Source organism: Sporosarcina trichiuri, assembly GCF_030406775.1.
GTDB classification, from domain to species: domain Bacteria; phylum Bacillota; class Bacilli; order Bacillales_A; family Planococcaceae; genus Sporosarcina; species Sporosarcina trichiuri.
Genome location: NZ_CP129119.1, coordinates 2,944,871 through 2,961,617, shown reverse-complemented (window position 1 = coordinate 2,961,617; position 16,747 = coordinate 2,944,871). Strand labels below are relative to the sequence as shown.

Annotated in this window: 23 protein-coding genes; 4 read left to right on the top strand and 19 right to left on the bottom strand. The window is 53.4% G+C overall.

Annotated features, from left to right (window positions below; translation table 11 throughout):
• Positions 1–59: 59 nt before the first annotated feature.
• Positions 60–971: an acetamidase/formamidase family protein gene (locus QWT68_RS15100; RefSeq protein WP_040285027.1), complete on the bottom strand. Its 912-nt coding sequence runs from the start codon at positions 969–971 to the stop codon at positions 60–62.
• A 105-nt stretch (positions 972–1,076) separates the two neighbouring features.
• Positions 1,077–1,517, bottom strand: a complete 441-nt coding sequence (locus QWT68_RS15095; protein ID WP_040285028.1) for an OsmC family protein — start codon at positions 1,515–1,517, stop codon at positions 1,077–1,079.
• A 143-nt stretch (positions 1,518–1,660) separates the two neighbouring features.
• Here QWT68_RS15095 and QWT68_RS15090 point away from each other — a divergent pair, with 143 nt between their 5' ends.
• On the top strand, positions 1,661–3,286 hold the full coding sequence (locus QWT68_RS15090) for an ABC1 kinase family protein (protein ID WP_290148818.1): 1,626 nt from the start codon (positions 1,661–1,663) through the stop codon (positions 3,284–3,286).
• Between the two features lie 130 nt (positions 3,287–3,416).
• Here the strand turns inward: QWT68_RS15090 and QWT68_RS15085 are convergent, their stop codons facing one another.
• The 6 genes from QWT68_RS15085 to QWT68_RS15060 form a co-directional block, all read right to left on the bottom strand.
• The gene (locus tag QWT68_RS15085; RefSeq protein ID WP_040285030.1) at positions 3,417–4,268 is read right to left on the bottom strand and encodes a methyl-accepting chemotaxis protein; all 852 of its coding nucleotides are present in this window, start codon (positions 4,266–4,268) and stop codon (positions 3,417–3,419) included.
• Positions 4,269–4,280: 12 nt separating this feature from the next.
• Entirely contained in the window at positions 4,281–5,738 is a 1,458-nt protein-coding gene (locus tag QWT68_RS15080; protein WP_040285031.1) for an aldehyde dehydrogenase family protein, read from the bottom strand.
• A gap of 193 nt (positions 5,739–5,931) precedes the next feature.
• The gene (locus QWT68_RS15075) at positions 5,932–6,519 is read right to left on the bottom strand and encodes a histidine phosphatase family protein (protein ID WP_040285032.1); all 588 of its coding nucleotides are present in this window, start codon (positions 6,517–6,519) and stop codon (positions 5,932–5,934) included.
• Positions 6,520–6,591: 72 nt separating this feature from the next.
• On the bottom strand, positions 6,592–7,833 hold the full coding sequence (locus QWT68_RS15070; protein ID WP_040285033.1) for an amidohydrolase family protein: 1,242 nt from the start codon (positions 7,831–7,833) through the stop codon (positions 6,592–6,594).
• Between the two features lie 15 nt (positions 7,834–7,848).
• Positions 7,849–8,574: a peptide-methionine (S)-S-oxide reductase MsrA gene (msrA, locus tag QWT68_RS15065; RefSeq protein ID WP_052461605.1), complete on the bottom strand. Its 726-nt coding sequence runs from the start codon at positions 8,572–8,574 to the stop codon at positions 7,849–7,851.
• Between the two features lie 181 nt (positions 8,575–8,755).
• A complete protein-coding gene (locus tag QWT68_RS15060) occupies positions 8,756–9,730 on the bottom strand; it encodes an aromatic ring-hydroxylating dioxygenase subunit alpha (RefSeq protein WP_290148817.1) in 975 nt (324 codons plus the stop codon).
• Positions 9,731–9,910: 180 nt separating this feature from the next.
• Here QWT68_RS15060 and QWT68_RS15055 point away from each other — a divergent pair, with 180 nt between their 5' ends.
• Positions 9,911–11,254, top strand: coding sequence for a uracil-xanthine permease family protein (locus tag QWT68_RS15055; RefSeq protein WP_431312227.1), 1,344 nt, complete (start codon positions 9,911–9,913; stop codon positions 11,252–11,254).
• A 75-nt stretch (positions 11,255–11,329) separates the two neighbouring features.
• On the opposite strand, the gene QWT68_RS15050 is transcribed toward QWT68_RS15055, so the two are convergent.
• Both QWT68_RS15050 and QWT68_RS15045 read right to left on the bottom strand, forming a co-directional pair.
• Positions 11,330–11,611, bottom strand: coding sequence for a hypothetical protein (locus QWT68_RS15050; protein WP_290148815.1), 282 nt, complete (start codon positions 11,609–11,611; stop codon positions 11,330–11,332).
• Positions 11,611–11,874, bottom strand: coding sequence for a hypothetical protein (locus tag QWT68_RS15045; RefSeq protein WP_290148814.1), 264 nt, complete (start codon positions 11,872–11,874; stop codon positions 11,611–11,613). Before QWT68_RS15045 ends, QWT68_RS15050 begins: the two co-directional genes overlap by 1 nt.
• A gap of 221 nt (positions 11,875–12,095) precedes the next feature.
• Here QWT68_RS15045 and QWT68_RS15040 point away from each other — a divergent pair, with 221 nt between their 5' ends.
• Positions 12,096–12,332, top strand: coding sequence for an AbrB/MazE/SpoVT family DNA-binding domain-containing protein (locus tag QWT68_RS15040; RefSeq protein WP_290148813.1), 237 nt, complete (start codon positions 12,096–12,098; stop codon positions 12,330–12,332).
• Between the two features lie 3 nt (positions 12,333–12,335).
• On the top strand, positions 12,336–12,662 hold the full coding sequence (locus QWT68_RS15035; protein ID WP_290148812.1) for a type II toxin-antitoxin system PemK/MazF family toxin: 327 nt from the start codon (positions 12,336–12,338) through the stop codon (positions 12,660–12,662).
• A 79-nt stretch (positions 12,663–12,741) separates the two neighbouring features.
• On the opposite strand, the gene QWT68_RS15030 is transcribed toward QWT68_RS15035, so the two are convergent.
• The 9 genes from QWT68_RS15030 to QWT68_RS14995 all read right to left on the bottom strand — a co-directional run bounded on the left by QWT68_RS15030 (position 12,742) and on the right by QWT68_RS14995 (position 16,690).
• Positions 12,742–13,383, bottom strand: a complete 642-nt coding sequence (locus tag QWT68_RS15030) for a DUF3885 domain-containing protein (RefSeq protein WP_290148811.1) — start codon at positions 13,381–13,383, stop codon at positions 12,742–12,744.
• Between the two features lie 27 nt (positions 13,384–13,410).
• Positions 13,411–13,854: a GNAT family N-acetyltransferase gene (locus tag QWT68_RS15025; protein ID WP_290148810.1), complete on the bottom strand. Its 444-nt coding sequence runs from the start codon at positions 13,852–13,854 to the stop codon at positions 13,411–13,413.
• 138 nt (positions 13,855–13,992) lie between these two features.
• The gene (locus QWT68_RS15625) at positions 13,993–14,187 is read right to left on the bottom strand and encodes a DUF6980 family protein (protein WP_431312209.1); all 195 of its coding nucleotides are present in this window, start codon (positions 14,185–14,187) and stop codon (positions 13,993–13,995) included.
• A gap of 358 nt (positions 14,188–14,545) precedes the next feature.
• A complete protein-coding gene (locus tag QWT68_RS15020) occupies positions 14,546–14,770 on the bottom strand; it encodes a DUF3953 domain-containing protein (RefSeq protein WP_290148809.1) in 225 nt (74 codons plus the stop codon).
• An 85-nt stretch (positions 14,771–14,855) separates the two neighbouring features.
• Positions 14,856–15,065, bottom strand: a complete 210-nt coding sequence (locus QWT68_RS15015; RefSeq protein ID WP_290148808.1) for a hypothetical protein — start codon at positions 15,063–15,065, stop codon at positions 14,856–14,858.
• A 101-nt stretch (positions 15,066–15,166) separates the two neighbouring features.
• Positions 15,167–15,394 (bottom strand): hypothetical protein, encoded by a 228-nt coding sequence (locus QWT68_RS15010; RefSeq protein ID WP_290148807.1) that lies wholly within the window; start codon positions 15,392–15,394, stop codon positions 15,167–15,169.
• Positions 15,395–15,465: 71 nt separating this feature from the next.
• Positions 15,466–15,906 carry a hypothetical protein gene (locus QWT68_RS15005; RefSeq protein ID WP_290148806.1) on the bottom strand — a complete coding sequence of 147 codons (441 nt, stop codon included), beginning with the start codon at positions 15,904–15,906 and terminating at the stop codon, positions 15,466–15,468.
• A 27-nt stretch (positions 15,907–15,933) separates the two neighbouring features.
• Positions 15,934–16,374, bottom strand: a complete 441-nt coding sequence (locus QWT68_RS15000) for an RDD family protein (RefSeq protein ID WP_290148805.1) — start codon at positions 16,372–16,374, stop codon at positions 15,934–15,936.
• Positions 16,375–16,453: 79 nt separating this feature from the next.
• On the bottom strand, positions 16,454–16,690 hold the full coding sequence (locus QWT68_RS14995) for a hypothetical protein (RefSeq protein WP_290148804.1): 237 nt from the start codon (positions 16,688–16,690) through the stop codon (positions 16,454–16,456).
• Positions 16,691–16,747 lie beyond the last annotated feature (57 nt).

Here is a 16,747-nt window from a genome sequence, read left to right as displayed (position 1 = left end):
TCATTTTCTGCACAGAAACAGATGCCAGCCCGACCAGCGGCTCTGGCATCCTTCTTCAATCATTCCCCTGTAAACAGCACAGCCCCATACGTCTCCAGCACGTATCGCGGCACGAAGCAGCGGACAGTGACGAGCGGATCGACGACCTGGCTCACCTGCACCTGCCCGACTGCACTGAGCAGCATCGTCACATCGGCCAGACTCAAGCCTGTCCGGTCTGCAAGCAGATCCGCAGTCTCTTCCACGGCTGTCTTCACTGCCTCATCGAGTGTATTGGCGGAGACAAGATACGTAAAGCCGCTCTCGTTTTCAAGCAGCGGATGGCGGATCTCCGTCTGTTTCACGACATCTAGCGTAACCGTGGCGCGGCCCGGCACTTCAATGCCCGATACGCAGACTTCCCCGTCGCCCATCGCCGCATGGAAGTCGCCGAGTGCGAACAGCGCGCCTTGCGCGGAAACTGGAAAGTACAGGACTGCGCCTTCCGTGATCAGTTTCGTATCCATGTTGCCGCCGTGAGATCCCGGTGTTCCGCAGGAGACTGGATCACCTGCAGGCGCTACGCCGATCACACCGATCATCGGATTGAGCGGAAGCGACAGTTTGTCGTTGAATTTCGCCCGGTTGTTTTCGATCGGAATGATCTTCGATTCGAGTTCCGTCAGCCGATGGCCCATCACGCCGAGATCTGGACCAGTCGCCATGACACCCTGATTCCCGATCTCGAGCTTCTTGATGGTCACTTTCAGGACATCACCAGGTTCTGCGCCATTCACGTAGATAGGACCGGTCGCAGGATTGATGGCATCCCAGTCGATGCCGCTGATCTTCGTCTCCGGTGACTGCACCTGGTCTTTGAAGCAGTCATACGTTTCGATTTCAATGGTCGTGCCGGCGTCCACTTTTTTCACCGGCTGATGTTCGCTGCTGAACGCATAGATTACGTCTTTCTTCGACAGTGTCTCGCTCAATCTCCATCATCCTTCCATTTGGTTTTATCCATTCTAGCAAGTTGGTGCGCAAAATGCGAATCGCATGGAATTGAAGAAAAACAGCAGGGGGCCCCTGCTGCCGTGTTACTTGATATTGGGTTCCACTTCGACTTCGACGTTGCCTTTGATGGCTTTCGAAATCATGCAGTTCTTCTCCGCCTGCATGACGAGCACGTTCAGTTTCTCGTAATCGGATTCCGACGCGCCAGATTGCAGCGACACTTTCGGCCGATGCACGATTTTCTTATACGTATAGATGCCGCGTGTCACATCAACGGATCCGACCGACTCAAGCGACAGCTCCGCAAGCGGCAGATGGGTCCGCTCGATCATTGCAGCAAGCGTGATCAGGTAGCAGGTCGCTGCCGCCCCCAGCAGCATCTCGTCCGGATTGGTGCCGACGTTCGGCCCTTCCATCGCGGACGGGATCGAGATCTTCGTCTTCAAGTTGCCCGCTTCGATATAACCTGCACTGTTCCGGCCGCCGGGCCAGACAGCTGTCAGGTGAAATTCATGTTCTGCCATTTACAACCCCTCTTTCTGAATCATCGTCTGTTTCAGACCTGTCCGGTCACACCCCGTATGTACCCGCTGCGCGCGGTTTCTACTCATGCAGGAAGGGAATAGGGGACGTAGCATAATGAATATTTCTGAAGGAGGAACTGCCCATGAAAAACACTGCCTGGTACCGTATCATCCGCATCGTGACGATGGCTGTCACGTTCTTCATTCAGGTGAACCGGTTTCAGCGCCGCCACCGCGGCCGGTTCACGCCGGATGTGCAAGAGCAATGGGAACGGCTCGTCACGAAACAGGCCAGGGCCTATAAACGGACCGCGCTCGATCTCGGCGGTCTGATGATCAAACTCGGGCAGTTCCTCGCTGCGCGGGCGGACATCATGCCGCCTTCGTTCCTGGAAGAGTTGGAAGGGCTGACCGACCAGGTGACACCGGTCCCTTCCGAAGACGCCATGGCCCTGCTCGATGCGGAATGGGGACGCGATCACCGGGAGCTGTTGAGTGACGTCAGCAGCGCACCGGTCGCGTCTGCGTCGATCGGTGAAGTGTACAAGGCGAAGCTGCTGGACGGCAGTGAGGTCGCCATCAAAATCCAGCGGCCGAATATCGAGCGGATCCTCGCGGCCGATTTCAAAGCGGTCAAGATCGTCATCTGGCTCGCGAAACGGTTCACCGCATTCACGAAACAGATCGACTTCGACCTGCTGTATGTCGAAATGACCGACGTCATCGGTGCTGAGCTGAACTTCATCCAGGAGATGAAGAACGGCCGTATCTTCGCCGCGCGCTTCCCTGATATGGAAGGTGTCCGCTTCCCGGTGTACTTCGATGACTATACGACGCGCCGGGTGCTGGTCATGGAATGGATCGAAGGCGTGCGGATCACGGACACCGCCTATCTCGAGGAGCACGGCATCGACAGGCGGGAGCTCGCCGAGCGGCTGTTCCTGCTGTTCCTCGAACAGATCCTCGAAGGCGGCCAGTTCCACGCCGATCCGCACAGCGGCAACCTGATGGTGCAGGCAGACGGCACGCTCGTCCTGCTAGACTTCGGCATGGTCGTCACGATCTCGCCGGAGGAGGCCGATTCGATGTTCCTGATCATCGAAGGGGTCATCTTCAATCAGTACGACAGGGTGCTGGACGGGCTGGAGCAGCTCCATTTCCTGCTGCCGGATGCTGATCGGACCGTGTTGGCGGGCGCGATTGCACGTGTCATGAAAGCGTATGAATCGGATGAACTGAACGACATGAACGGTTTCGTCGTCGAACGGCTGCTCGAGGATCTGATGGGCATCGTACGGACGCAGCCCGTGCAGATGCCCGCCCAGTTCGCCTTCCTCGGCCGGGCGGTGTCCGTCTTCGTCGGCGTCCTGCACATCCTCGATCCCGACGTCGACCTGCTCGGCATCGGCAAGGAGCGCGTCGTCGAATGGGCGCGCCGCAAGTCGGGGTTCGGCGGCCCGGACGGCTTCGATTGGAAATCACTTCGTGCGGCAGGCTTGTCCGCTGCCGGGCAGCTGCGTGCGCTTCCCGGCAGGATCGACGCGTACCTGGACGAGCCCCGTCGCCTCCGGGAATACACCGAGCGCCGGGATGCCGTCCGGGCGAAGCAGGACGTCCGGCTGCAGAGCCGCGCATTCGCCGGTGTCTTCGGCGCCGTGTCCCTCGGGGCCGCATTTGTGGCCGTATTTACGGAACACCTGCCGCTGCTGCTGGCCTCGTGCGGCGTCCTGCTGCTGAGTCTGTGGGTATTCAACGTGAAAGGGAAATGACCGAGGGCAGTCCTATTATAGAACCCCCCTCAAACCCATCAGCCGCCAGGGTGCAAGAATGATATGGAAGGGAGGACCACGGGTATGCATACAAAAACAGGCCATCCCTCTAAATGGATGGCCCTGCTGTTTATGAATCCGCCAGTGAGGAGTGAGCCATCTCAGATAACTTGGCTGCACTCTTGCTGATTTCTTGGACTGTAGCTGAAATTTCCTGGATGGCGGCTGCTTGACTCGATGTGAATTCGTTGATGTCACTGAAGGACTTGTGCAAGTGACTGATGGACGCAGTGATGGATTTTGTCACTTGATCGATCTGTCCAACATTCTCTTTCGAGTTCGTTGCGAGCTTCCTGATTTCGTCCGCTACGACGGAAAATCCCTTTCCGTGCTCGCCTGCCCGTGCAGACTCGATGGCGGCATTGAGACCGAGCAGGTTGCTCTGGTCCGACAAGCCGCGGACCACTGTGGAAATCTTCCCGATTTCTTCAGCATCCCCGCTCACTTCATCCAGAACGGAGGTGGTCGAGTCGACTTGTTCGGCTAAACCGGCTACCGACTTGGCAATTTCCTCTAGGGACGCTGCAGTTTCTTCCACTATTGCGGAGAGACTTTCCGCCACTTCGAACAAGTTATTCGATCTCTCCATACTGGTTCCGATGCCGACACCGCCAATCACTTGCCCCCTCTCATCATGCAGGGGGATGGCGCGGGCATTCAACGGAAAACCGAAGATCTCCTTCGGAACCATTTCCGAACGATCCTCATTATACTTCTGCGCCGCCGTGATAATATCCCCAGGGGCGAGGGGATCTCCCGGTTTCACGCCCAAAGAGAACGTCTCCCCCGGGACATTGACAAGCAACTTCTCCGTATCGTAGACCCCTATGGTCATGTCATCTTGCAAGAGACGTTTCAGGTAAGGGGCAATGGTGACAAAAGCCTGCAGTATTTCATGGTTGGTTTTGATGTCTGTTCTCATAACATCCACTCCTTAGTAAGGGAATTGCCGCTGCCCGTAATTTACTGAAATCCATTTCAATGTCGTGAATTCGTCCAGACTCCATTGACCATTCAGCCGGCCAATCCCGGATTGGTTCTCGCCGCCGAATGCTACGATCGGTTCATCGTTGATGGTCACATCATTGACATGGATCATACCTGTATGGATCTGCTTCGCCATTTGGACTCCTTCTTCGACAGAAGATGTATGGATGGCACCGCTCAACCCGAAGCGTGTATCGTTCGCAAGCGCGATGGCGTCCTCTTTCGTATCGAACGGGATGACCGAAACGACCGGTCCGAACAGTTCCTCAGTAGCCGCAGGCATGTCCGCTGTGACATCACACAGGATGGTCGGTTCCACAAGGGTCCCTTCGATCGTCCCGCTCAGCGCCAGCGTCGCTCCAAGTTCCACACTATCTTGGATAATGGCGGCAAGGCCTTCCGCCTGGCGCACGTTGATGACAGGACCAATCACCGTTTCAGGATCCCGCGGGTCCCCGCTCTTTAACCCTGACACCTTGGCCACAAACTTTTCCATGAATGGTTCGTAGATGGACCGCTGCACCAGGATCCGGTTGGCCGACATGCAGATCTGCCCTTGGTGTGTAAAACGGCTGAATGTCGCCGCTTGGACAGCGTATTCCAGATCTGCATCCTCCAAGACGATGAACGCACTGTTGCCGCCAAGTTCCAGCAATGGCTTCTTGAAGTTCTTGATGGCCATTTGACCAATATGACTCCCTACTTTCGTAGACCCTGTGAAAGAGATGATCCTGGGAATCGGGTGCTCGACAAAGGTATCACCGATTTCACTTATATCCGCAATGACGACATTCAAGAGTCCTTCCGGAACTCCAGCCTCCTCAAAGATTTTGGCTATCAACGTTCCACCGCTGACGGGAGTTTGCTCGTGGGGTTTCAGCACAACACCGTTGCCGGCGCCCAGTGCAGGAGCGACCGATTTCATGGACAGGAAGAACGGGAAGTTGAACGGGCTGATGACTCCTACGACACCCGCTGGAATGCGGTACAGCCGGTTCTCTTTGAAGTCTTCCACGGAAGGGAGGATCTTCCCTTCCATCCGGAGAGGGAAGGTCGCTGCTTCTTTGATCATATTTTTGACGAGTCCGATTTCAAACGCTGCTTTTAAACGTGTTCCGCCAAGTTCCTCTATGATGAGAGCTGTAATCTCCTCTTCATGTTGCTCAATATAGGAAACCGCCCTTTCAAGTACATCCCTCTTTTGATATGGATTCACCGATGCCCATCGCTTCTGAGCCTCCGCTGCCGCTGTGTAAGCTTCATGGATATCCTCTTTAGAAGCTCCCCGGTTGACTGCGAGCTGTGCTTGGTTGAATGGATTGCGATTCACCATCTCAGTGGTTCCGCGTCCATCCCGCCACTCTCCCGCAATGTATTGCTGACTTAGTTCTTGTACAAGTGTCATGTCAAAACTCCCTCTATTTTCATTATCACCTATATGTATATCGACCCATCATCGGATAAAATTAGTAATATCTTCACTTTTTTTTCAAAGAGTCGTCCCAGGCACCTCTTTCCCATGCTTCCGGCTCCTGACACCGGAACGGATGCTGCTGTTCCTGCATGTGAAAAACCGGCCGCCCGAGGGCGTGCCGGTCTCATAGTTTCAGTTCCTGCAAGTGTTCGGTGCAGTTGAACAGCTCACAGACAGTTTCGTCCTCACCGATCCGCACGATCGTGATCGACGTGTTGCCGAGAGGCTCGGTGTACGACGTCCCCGGCAACAGTTCCGACAGCAGCCGTTTGATGAACCCTCCGTGGCTCACGGCGAGCACCCGGCCATCCGGATACAAACGCTGCATGTCCCGTACGAACGACATGCCGCGTGTAATGACGCTGTCATGCGTCTCGCCCTGCAGATCGAGCTGCTTCCAGTCCGGGCCCCACTTCGCCTGGCGCTCCGCTTCCGTCGTCCCTTCGATCAGGCCGCCGGCGCGTTCCCGAAGCCGCTCGTCTGTCACGATGTCAAGTTCCGGCACCTTCTCGCCGATCAGTTCCGCCGTCCGCCGCGTCCGTTTCCAAGGACTCGTATAGAGCGCGTCCCATGATTCCGCTGACAGCCGGTCCGCAATCTGGCGCGCCATCTCCACCCCGTCTTCGTCGAGCGGGATGTCCGTGCTCCCCTGGGCGCGCCCTTCCTTGTTCCACGAGGTGACACCGTGCCTCACAAATCCGATAGTGGTCATTCAGCAGCCCCCTGTCCGTCATTGTCATGGCTATCACTTTACCACAAGGCAGAAAGTTTTCAAACTAATTCATCATGCCTGGGTGATCCGCTGGTCGACGATGACCTTCCCGCGTTTCACGACGATGTTCGCGATCGGCTGATCCTGCACGACGTCACTCAGCCGTTCCGAATCAAGCACGACGAGGTCCGCCTGGCACCCTTCCCGCAGTCCGTACGTCTTCTCGATGCCGAGGCACTTTGCTGCATTCACCGTGATCATGTCGAGCACTTTCCGATGTTCTTCCTGCGAACCCAAATACTGCGTCTCCGCCAGCAGATACCCGACCAGCAGCAGATTCGCGTTGCCGAACGGCGTGAACGCATTGCGGATATTGTTCGATGCGAACACGACATTGACCCCATGCTGCTGGAGGCGTTTCACGGGTGCCATCCCCCGGCGCACATTGTGCGTATCCTGCCGGCCGTTCAAATAGACATCCGTCGCCGGCAGCGGCATGATCGTAATGCCCGCTTCCGCAATCTTATCGAACAGCTTCGCGGCTTCATCGGGATCGATCGACCCGAGTGTCGTCACATGCCCGAGCGCCACGCGCCCCTGCATGCCGCGTTCGACCGTCATCTCACAGATCCGCTCCGTCAGCATATACCGCGGATCGTCCGTATGATCGGCGAAATCGACGTGCATATCGACCGGCACATCGTATTTCTGCGCCAGGTTGAACACGTACTCCAGATGCTGATAGGAGTCCTCAATCGATTTTTCATTGTATGGACAGCCGCCGACGACATCCGCCCCCATCTTCAATCCTTGTTCCATCCGCTCCAGAGTTCCTTCTGATTTCAAAATTCCTTCTTGCGGGAACACGACGATCTGCAGATCCATCTTGTCGCGGTATTTCTCTTTCAATTCCAGCAGCACTTCCACACCGAGCAGTTCCTCGATATGATCGACGTCGGGATGCGCCCGCATGATTGTCGTCCCCTTGGCAATCGCCCATTCGATCACTTTCTCGGAACGGTTGTAGACATCATCATACGTATATTCCTTCTTCAGCTCACCGGTGTTTCGGATCGCTTCATCCAATGTGCCGGAAATATTCGGCTTCCGATCTTCCAGGAAGGCTTTATCTGGATGAATGTGTGATTCAATCAGGCCTGGCAATACGACCTTCCCTTTGCAGTCGATCACCCGGTCTGCGTCTTCCTCCAGCTGCACACCGATCTTCAGGAAGATGCCGTCCTCCATGAGCAGGTCCATCAGCTCCTCATCGTCCCGGATTCTTGCATTTTTCACCAGCAATGTCTCTGACATCGTCAATTCCCTCCATCACTTCGTCTCTTCTTTCGGTTCACTCAGATGCTTCACAATCTCTTCGTCTTTCGCAATCGGATCGACTGTCATGCCGTCGAGCGCATGCAGGTTGATGTGGCAGTAGCCGTTCGGATTCTTCTCGAGATAATCCTGGTGGAACTCTTCTGCCGGATAGAAGTTCTCGAGCGGCACCGCTTCCGTCACGATCTTCTCCTTGTAATACTGCGCTTCGTCCTTCACCGCTGTTTCCACAATTGCTTTTTCCGTGTCATCTGTGTAATGAATTCCCGAACGATACTGCACGCCCCGGTCATTCCCCTGCTGGTTCTCTGTCGTCGGATCGATCACCTGGAACAGATGGTCGACGAGCGACTCGAGCGAAATCCGCTCTGGATCATAGGTGACTTCCACGGTTTCCGCAAATTTCCGGTCTCCCTGGATGACCTCCTCATACGTCGGATCGGCGCCTGTCCCGTTCGCATAGCCGGACACCGTATCCTCCACGCCATACAGTCTTGCGAAATACGCTTCCACTCCCCAGAAACAGCCTCCGGCGAAGTAGATCTTGTGCAGATCGCTGTCACTGTAATCCAGATGCTCGTTGATATTCTTCACGTCATCCTTCAGCTGATAGCCGTCCTCCGGTTCAGGCACAGAGGCTGCCCGTCCCGCCTCTTTCCCGCACGCCCCGAGCAGTACAATCAATCCGAGCAGCAGCCAGATCAGCGGTTTCCGTTTCATCACACCCACCCCTTTTTCCATTCACTTCTATAGTATGTCCGTTCCCCCGCAGCAGCAGTTTCAACCCTTCCACACAGTGTACCACAGCGCACGGGACAGGCTGAATCGCGGGATACGGCATGCAAAAAAAGCCGCCGGCAAGCGGCAGCTTTTCAATAGCGATATAAGGTTCCAACAATCCTTACGCCGTGCCAAGCACGACACCTTTCTTCTTCAGATACTGGCGGTACGCAATACTCACGCGGTCGGACACGAGCGACAGTTCCACCTGCAGATCGAGCGGCAGTTCCTCCGGCTTCTGGTTCTGCACGATCGGCTTGTCCTGGGAGAAGATGAGGTTCTGGAACTCGATAATCTCGTCATCCGTCTGGCCGGTGTCATAGTCGAATGAAAGAACTCCGTACGCGACGGAATGCGTATCAGACAGCGGACGCACCGTCAGCAAGATCGTCATGTGTGTATCATTCTCCGCATCGCGCTTCGTGAAACGCACCGTCAGCGGGCGCACGATCTCATATGTATAGTACACATACTTCGAGACACCCGTGCCGTCCGCGTCCGGCTGGAAGATCCGGATCTCATCGGACCAGACCCGATCATCCTCCTCGTGCATCTTGTACGGTTCGATCTCCCGGTGCGCCTCCTCCCCGAGATAGCCCTGGTGGACGACCGCTAAGTGACCGACGTCCAGAAAGTTTTCGACGATCCTCGGCGGCAGTGCTTCCGCTTCCTGCGGTCCCCAGATGACGCTGCGCCAGCCGTCCGTCTCCATTTCCGGATAGTCGAAGAACGGCGGTTCGTTCCCCGCAAAGTTCACCCAGATGAAGCCATACTTCTCCACGCACGAGTAGACCGTCGCTTTCGCTTTCTTCGGGATCGCCTTCCCTTCCGGCAGCTGCGGGATCTTGACACAGTCACCTTCCTCTTCGTATTCCCATCCATGATATGGACAAACGAGGCAGTCGTTCTTCACTTCGCCGAGCGACAGCGCCGCCCCTCTGTGGATGCATAAGTCCTTGAACGCATGCACGCCCGTACTGTTTCGGAAAATCGCGAGACGCTCCCCCATCAGCACAACTTGTATCGGTGCGTCCTCCACATCCTGCGACCGGCAGGCCACCAGCCATTCCTCTTCGAGCGCTCGATCCTTCAACATGGTACCGTCCCCTTTTCGTCATGATCTGCCTCCAGTGTACGGAATCCGTTCGGGCAGGTCAACCATAAAACGAACTATTTAAAGTTAAATTTAAATAATGTTCGTATTTAACCTGTACAAATCAATTTCAATTCTTTATACTCCACCTATACCCAAACAAAAACGAACGAAGGAGTGTTCCTGTTGTCCAAGAAACGTCCAGATGGTCTCCTCATCGGAGTGAACGACAAAGTCAGCTACCCGAAAGCGATCGGTCTCGGTCTCCAGCACGTTCTCGCGATGGACCTCTACATCGCGCCGATCATCATCGCCGGCCTGCTGTCACTCAGTACGGAAAACACCTCATTCTTCGTCCAGATGTGCTTCCTCGCCACCGGGATTGCCACACTCATCCAGACTGGGTTCGGCCTCAAGCTGCCGGTCGTCCAAGGGCCGTCCTACGTACCAATCGGCGCCATTGCAGCGATCGGCGGCAAACTCGGACTCGGCGCCATCGTCGGCAGCCTGATCCCTGGCGCCATCCTGATCGCGCTGCTCGGCTATCCGATGAAGATCTTCGCAAAAACCGTCCGCAAGATCGTTCCCCCGCTCGTCGGCGGCACGGTCATCATCATCGTCGGCATCGCGCTCATGCCTGTCGGTCTGAACAACATCTATTTTGCGGAAGGCACCATCGGCCAGAACGTCATCGTCGCATCGATCGCGGCCGCCGTCCTCGTCACCTGCATGGTGCTCGGCAAACGGCTCCCGCGGTTCGGCTCGTTCTTCCGGCTCGTGTCCGTCATTCTTGCAATCGTCGCCGGATCGATCGCCGCGAGTTTCTTCAATCCGATCGACTTCTCTCCCGTCAAAGACGCCGCCTGGATCGCCCTGCCGTCGCTCATGCCATTCGGCAAGCCGGTGTTCGACATCGGCGCCATCATCACGATGATGCTCGTCTATCTCATCATCCTGCTTGAGACGACCGGCACATGGTTCGTCGTCTCACAGATCACGGATGAAGAACTCGATGAAAAGCGGCTCAACCGCGCATCGTTCGGCGAAGGGCTCGGCTGTTTCATCGGCTCGCTGTTCGGCAGCACGCCGCTCACCGGCTACTCGTCGAACGCCGGACTGCTCGCCATCACAGGCGTCGGCAGCCGGATGGTCATCATGGCGAGCGGGGTCATCCTCGTACTCATCGGGTTCATCCCGAAACTGTCCGCCGTCATCATCTGCATTCCGGAAGCGGTCATCAACGGCATCTTCGGCATCGTCTGCGTCGCCATCGTCACGAACGGCATGAAGATCATCCAGCCGATCATCATCGACGACCGCAACATGATCGTCATCGGCGTGCCGATCCTCCTGACGATCGCCGTCACGGTCCTGCCGAAAGAAGTGCTCGCCACCGTTCCGGACTGGGCCAACTACCTGCTGTCGTCCGGCATCGCGGTTGGCGCCCTCGCCACCGTCCTGCTGAACCTGGTGATCCCGAAAGACAAAAAGGCGCCGCAGGCAAGACCTGCAGAAGCCGTGGAATAAAACAAAACGCCCGGCAGCCGTCATGGTAAAACGGCTGGCCGGGCATTCTATCTAGGTGAGAAAAAGTAATATCAATCATTCCTCTCCCGGGAATACTATGGCAAGTACTATAATGCGATCGTTATCTCGTTCGAAATAAATCCGGAACCTCCTCATGACAATGCGCGATAAACCTTGATAGGCTCCAAATTTTTCAGTGTAAGCCCTATCCAAGATGCCATTCTTCAGAAATTCTTCAACTTCCACAATTAAGTTGACTATGAATTCCATGGTCTCTTCTGCAGTGAAACGTTCATTTCGAAATGTCAAAAGCTTTTCCCTGACAACTGGCAGCCAGATTACCTCTTTAGCAGGCACTACCTAAAATCCTGCTCAGAAAGCGACTTGACCAAATCCGAAGTTGATAGACCTTTGCCATGCTGATATTCTCTTTTCCCTTCCGCGATCATCCGTCTCAGTTGCGGATTCTTTTCCACATCTGCCTGGATGGAATGATCCTCCTCCTGCATAACAAGAGTGAACTTCCCTTTCCCGGCAATGGTAAATTGCAAGACGGAATTATCCCGATCCATAGCAGCTATGCGATTCATAAGTTCTTCTGACGATTCAATGAAACTCATAAAATCACCGCCTGTTTTCCTTCTATCATAACACAACCGAGGTCTTCTGTATTACATCCGGCAAACACCCCATCAACCGCCGCACGATCATACTCCAGAATCCAAGTTTGGCGCACAGGCACTTTTCATGTATCAAATGGTCCTCGAAGGGAATATATATAAGTATATACATACGGCAAAGGAGTGGTACAATGGAGCAAAAGAGGAGAGGAAGGGTCAGTATGCCAACAACAGCCCAAAAATGGGGCGGCAGCATAGGCGTCCGCATCCCTCAGCAAATTGCCAGAAAGTATGGAATCGTGAATGGGTCGCAATTGAACATCTCCGAAGACGGCAAGCAAATCATTCTGACACCTATCGACACGTCGTATACGCTGGACGAACTCCTATCGCAATGTATTGGTGAAAACCCTCATCCCGAATATTTCAGTGAACCCGCAGGAAAGGAAGAGCTCTGAACGATGATGATTCCCGATCGAGGAGACATCATCTACTTGGATTTCACTCCGCAAACAGGCACGGAACAAGCCGGACGGAGACCTGCCATCGTGGTATCACCCGAAAAATTCAACCGTGTAACCGGCTATGCATCGGTGTGCCCGATCAGTAATACGAAGAGACAATGGGGCTTCCATGTTGCATTGCCAAAAGACTTGAAGACCAGCGGCGTCATCATCACAGACCAATTGAAAAATCTGGACTTCCGCGCCAGAAACGCGTCCGTCATTGAAACGGTGCCAGATGAAGTGGTACAAGAATGCTTGAAAAAGATTCGGACCTATCTATAGCAAAGAGCATCCACGCAGATGAGCGGGATGCTCTTTGCTTAGGAAACGGATTAAAAGTAGGTGAGTTTACCTGGAATTGTCAGCCGAACATCCCATCAACCGCCCCACGATCATACTCGAGAATCCAGTCGGAAAACCGCTCATACACTGGCCGGAGCGTGTCCGCCTCCTCAGCGACCACGTCACATCCGCGGTCATCATAGACGTGGAAGACCGTCCGCTTTGTCACGTTGACGATATAGACAGGCACATCCACAACCGGCCGCCTGCCCATGTCCTGGTTGCAGATCGCCCGCAATAGCGCAGCGTAGCGGAGATCCGAACGACAGCAGTGAAGGCTGAACCGGTACTTCCGGTACGATCCGTCTTCATTGTTTTCCAGATAGACGGACGGTAATGTGTCCTGCCGGAGCCGGTATAGCACGGAACGCTCCTTCACATACTTCGCAAACACATTCAATTTCCGACGCTGCGCATGGCTGCTGTTGAATTCATGTACATCGACGACTATATACAAATCGTCCTCCGGCGCATGGAGCGCTTCGAACAAATCGATAGCACGGTGATAGACACCAGGCAGATAAGCCGGCTGATCATGGATACTGGTGGTGCCGTCACTGACACCAAGCTCGAAGCGGATACCGACTGGCCAGGAATAGAACAACGGTTTTCGTAATTCCAGCCCAGGAAATTGGCGGCTCATCTTGTCCTGCAGGGACATAGCATTTCCCCCCTCCTTCACACGACTTCACAACTGCAACAGCATATCAACGTGAGGGATTCCATCCTCCAGATACGTGTCAGAAACAGGCTCGAACCCGAAGGAGCCATAGAACTCACGTAAGTAGTCCTGCGCCTGAATTTTGACGCGCGTCTCGTTCAGTTCTTGCTCAACGAATTCCAGCCCCCGCGTCATGAGTTCTTGCGCCAACCCTTGCCGGCGATATTCCTTCTTTACGAACACCCGGCCGATGGACGTTTCCTCATAGGAAGTCCCGGCAGGAACAATGCGCAAATACGCAAGAATCTCGCCATTGTCCTCTTTGAACAGATGATGGGAAGCCTGATCCTTCCCATCCACCTCCAAGTACGGACAATCCTGTTCCACAACAAACACCGCTGTCCTTTCCTGCAAGATCGTGTAAAGCTCTGTATTCGTCAATTCCTCAAACCGTTTCAACTGCCAATTCATAACCCTTCACCTCGTGTTTCGTTTCGATGTCTGTGGCAGTATACAACACTATTGAAAAAAAGACGATTCGCAGTTCTGATACCATACGAAATCATTGATTCAGAAAATGATAATTCCGTACGTCACTTGACGAGCAAGTTATAATTTCGAACCGCACCAAGGACAGAAATTAATAGCGATACTCGACGAACCGCCATCATGGATTATCAACCCGTAAACATTATGTTCATTATCGAAAATCACTATTTTATCAGGACACTCAAAAGGATCGCTATGTATATCACAGTTGAAATCCGCATGGTAATCCATGTCTTCACAGCAATGTCTTTTCATGTTATTCTCCTTCTGGTCCTATTGTTGAAAGGACGTAGATTCTTGTGCCAGAATTGCGCCCGATAGCGAAAAGCAGAAGGCGCTTGCTCACATGCGACAGGCATAAGCCAAACCGGCATTGAGGCGTCCTTTGCCTCACTGCCGGTTTGGCTTATGACCCGAGCATGTAGCGCCTGCAGCTGGACAGAATGAACCCGTTGATCTGCGCTCCAGCCGGACGCTTTCCGCGGGCACGGCCTCAGCCGCTTCCCTCGCTGTGCTCAGTCCAGGGTCTTCGGCTCGTGCTGTTCCCGCAGGAGTCGCCGGCTTCCGCTCCGATCAACTAGCGTGTGGTATCAAACAATCGCGCCCGTTAGTTTCACAAGATATATATCCCAACAAATAATGCAAACCCAGCAGCTAGAAAAAGTCCTAAAGAAGAAGGCTTTCTTTTTTGAAATTCAATAACACCAATGACAGTCGCCATTAACGCCGTTAGTAGTAAAAGAAAAGGTGCTACTTTGCTAGAAGTATTTGTTATTAGACCAAAGCCGGCTAAAGATATGACGGCCAATATTAAAATTATTTTTAGAGTCTTAATCAAGATCATCCCCCCCTTTTTGAATAATCTGGCCCGATTGTTACGCAACGGCTGTTCAGTTAACGCCCCCGATAATGAAAGTTAACAATCACTTTACTTTACGCCTTCTAAAGACTGCAAGGATTAAAAATGCAATAACGAATATAATTATGTAAGAAGTTAAGATAACTCCCAATCCAGCCCAGATACCTTCCTCAAAGAGACTTACAAACCTTTTTGAAGGTGGAATCAATCTGAATACTAACTTGATAATAACAATAACCAAAGCAATTGCCGCAGCGTCTCTTACATTTCTCATTGGTACACCACCTCTTATTACAGTAAAGCATATTCATTTCTGTTTAACATTCTGGCCCGTTTGTTGAAGAATGACATCCACAGATATCCCCTTCTGCACAACTAACGGACAAACCTGAAGAGGCTTGCTCCGATTATGACGACACCGGCGACTATAGATGTAACGGAGACCTTCTCCTGCTCATCAGACTTGGCAACTCCTTGATTGATGAAATTGATGCCCGTCAACGTCCAGAAGAGCAGGGCGTAGATTGGCTTGAACCAAGAGGGGATGAGCAGAATCAGAACACCTATGAGGGTCAGACGATTGATCATTTTATTCCAATTCATCGCTCTCACCTCTGACTTATTTCTAATTAGGGTAATGTGCTCATTCAAGAAACTCCACATCATCACATCTCTTAATCCCAAGAGTTGAAGATCACGTCGCCATTCGTCTTCGCTCCCCAGAACCGTACCTGCTCCAGTTCACGCGCGGCCAAGTCATGAAGTTCGGGATTGAAAGCCCCGTTGAGGAATGCGGCGTCCAGGACTTCGTAGAACGGGTTCAGCTTCGACACCATCTCGTCACAGGTCACGAACACTTTCCGCTGTTCTGCATCAAACGAAGCAATAGCCACGTACGGAAAGTATTCGTGCAGCAGAATGGATAGCGTCCTTCCTTCACGCTGAAGGTCGAGCCTGTAATAATTTGTTGGGTACGCCGGGCTTTGAAAGGAGACCACTTCGCTTTGCAGCTTCCTGGCAATGTCATAGCCCACTTTCTTGAACAGACCGCCATCCATAGGAATCAACTCCGATTCTCCAATAGTAAAACCTGTAATGCCTTTCGGCAACCGCATTGCCTCCACCTCCTGCACCTTGCGAACTTACAGCGTCCGACCGCCTTTGAACCGCTCATCATAGCTGACCATTGTCCCGCCGATGAAGTCATGGATCGCCCGTTTATCTTCCCGGAAGAGGATCATGAACACGCTGACGAGTGTGGACAATCCGAACGTCACGTAGATCAGCAGCGCCTTTCCCACCACTTCGCGCAGCAGCATGTGTTTCCAAGTGACGGGCTGCCCCTCTCGTGTCCTGATTTGAATTTTCATGAGATATTTGCCTATTGTGTAGCCGCTCCACAAGAGAGGGAGCAGGGTTAGGTAACTGACATCGACGGCCTGCCAGATGGTGTTCGGGACCAGTTCGTAGGAAAACTCGCCAGTCTTCCAGTACACCAGGACAGCTGCAGGAATGAAGATGATAAAAAAGTCCACTAACGAAGCGAGCAATCGTTCACTGAAACCGCCGGGTGTTCGGTTCATAAGTTCCTCTTTCCTCAGCAGAGAGCTGTCATTTTATGTACACAATAACTTTATACTGCCTTATGAATGGAGTTCACCTTCACTGCTTCTGATTTCTTTCTTGAAACGGAGACTCTTCTTTCCGCCACTTATTGTCTCCATCACTTCCCATTCGCTTCTGCCAGTACTGGCCTGTTTTTTTATCAAACAGGATGAGGCACGCCTCATTAACCGCGATGAATTCATAGCGGTACGAGACCGCCCTCAATTTGTCCAGCGATACCGCAATGGCCAGAGAACCAGTGAAGATGGCCAATCCGACAAATGCAATAGCCATACGCTGCCTCCTTCCGTATTACCTGGTCAGCAACCAGTCGATTCGTTTTGTATTGCT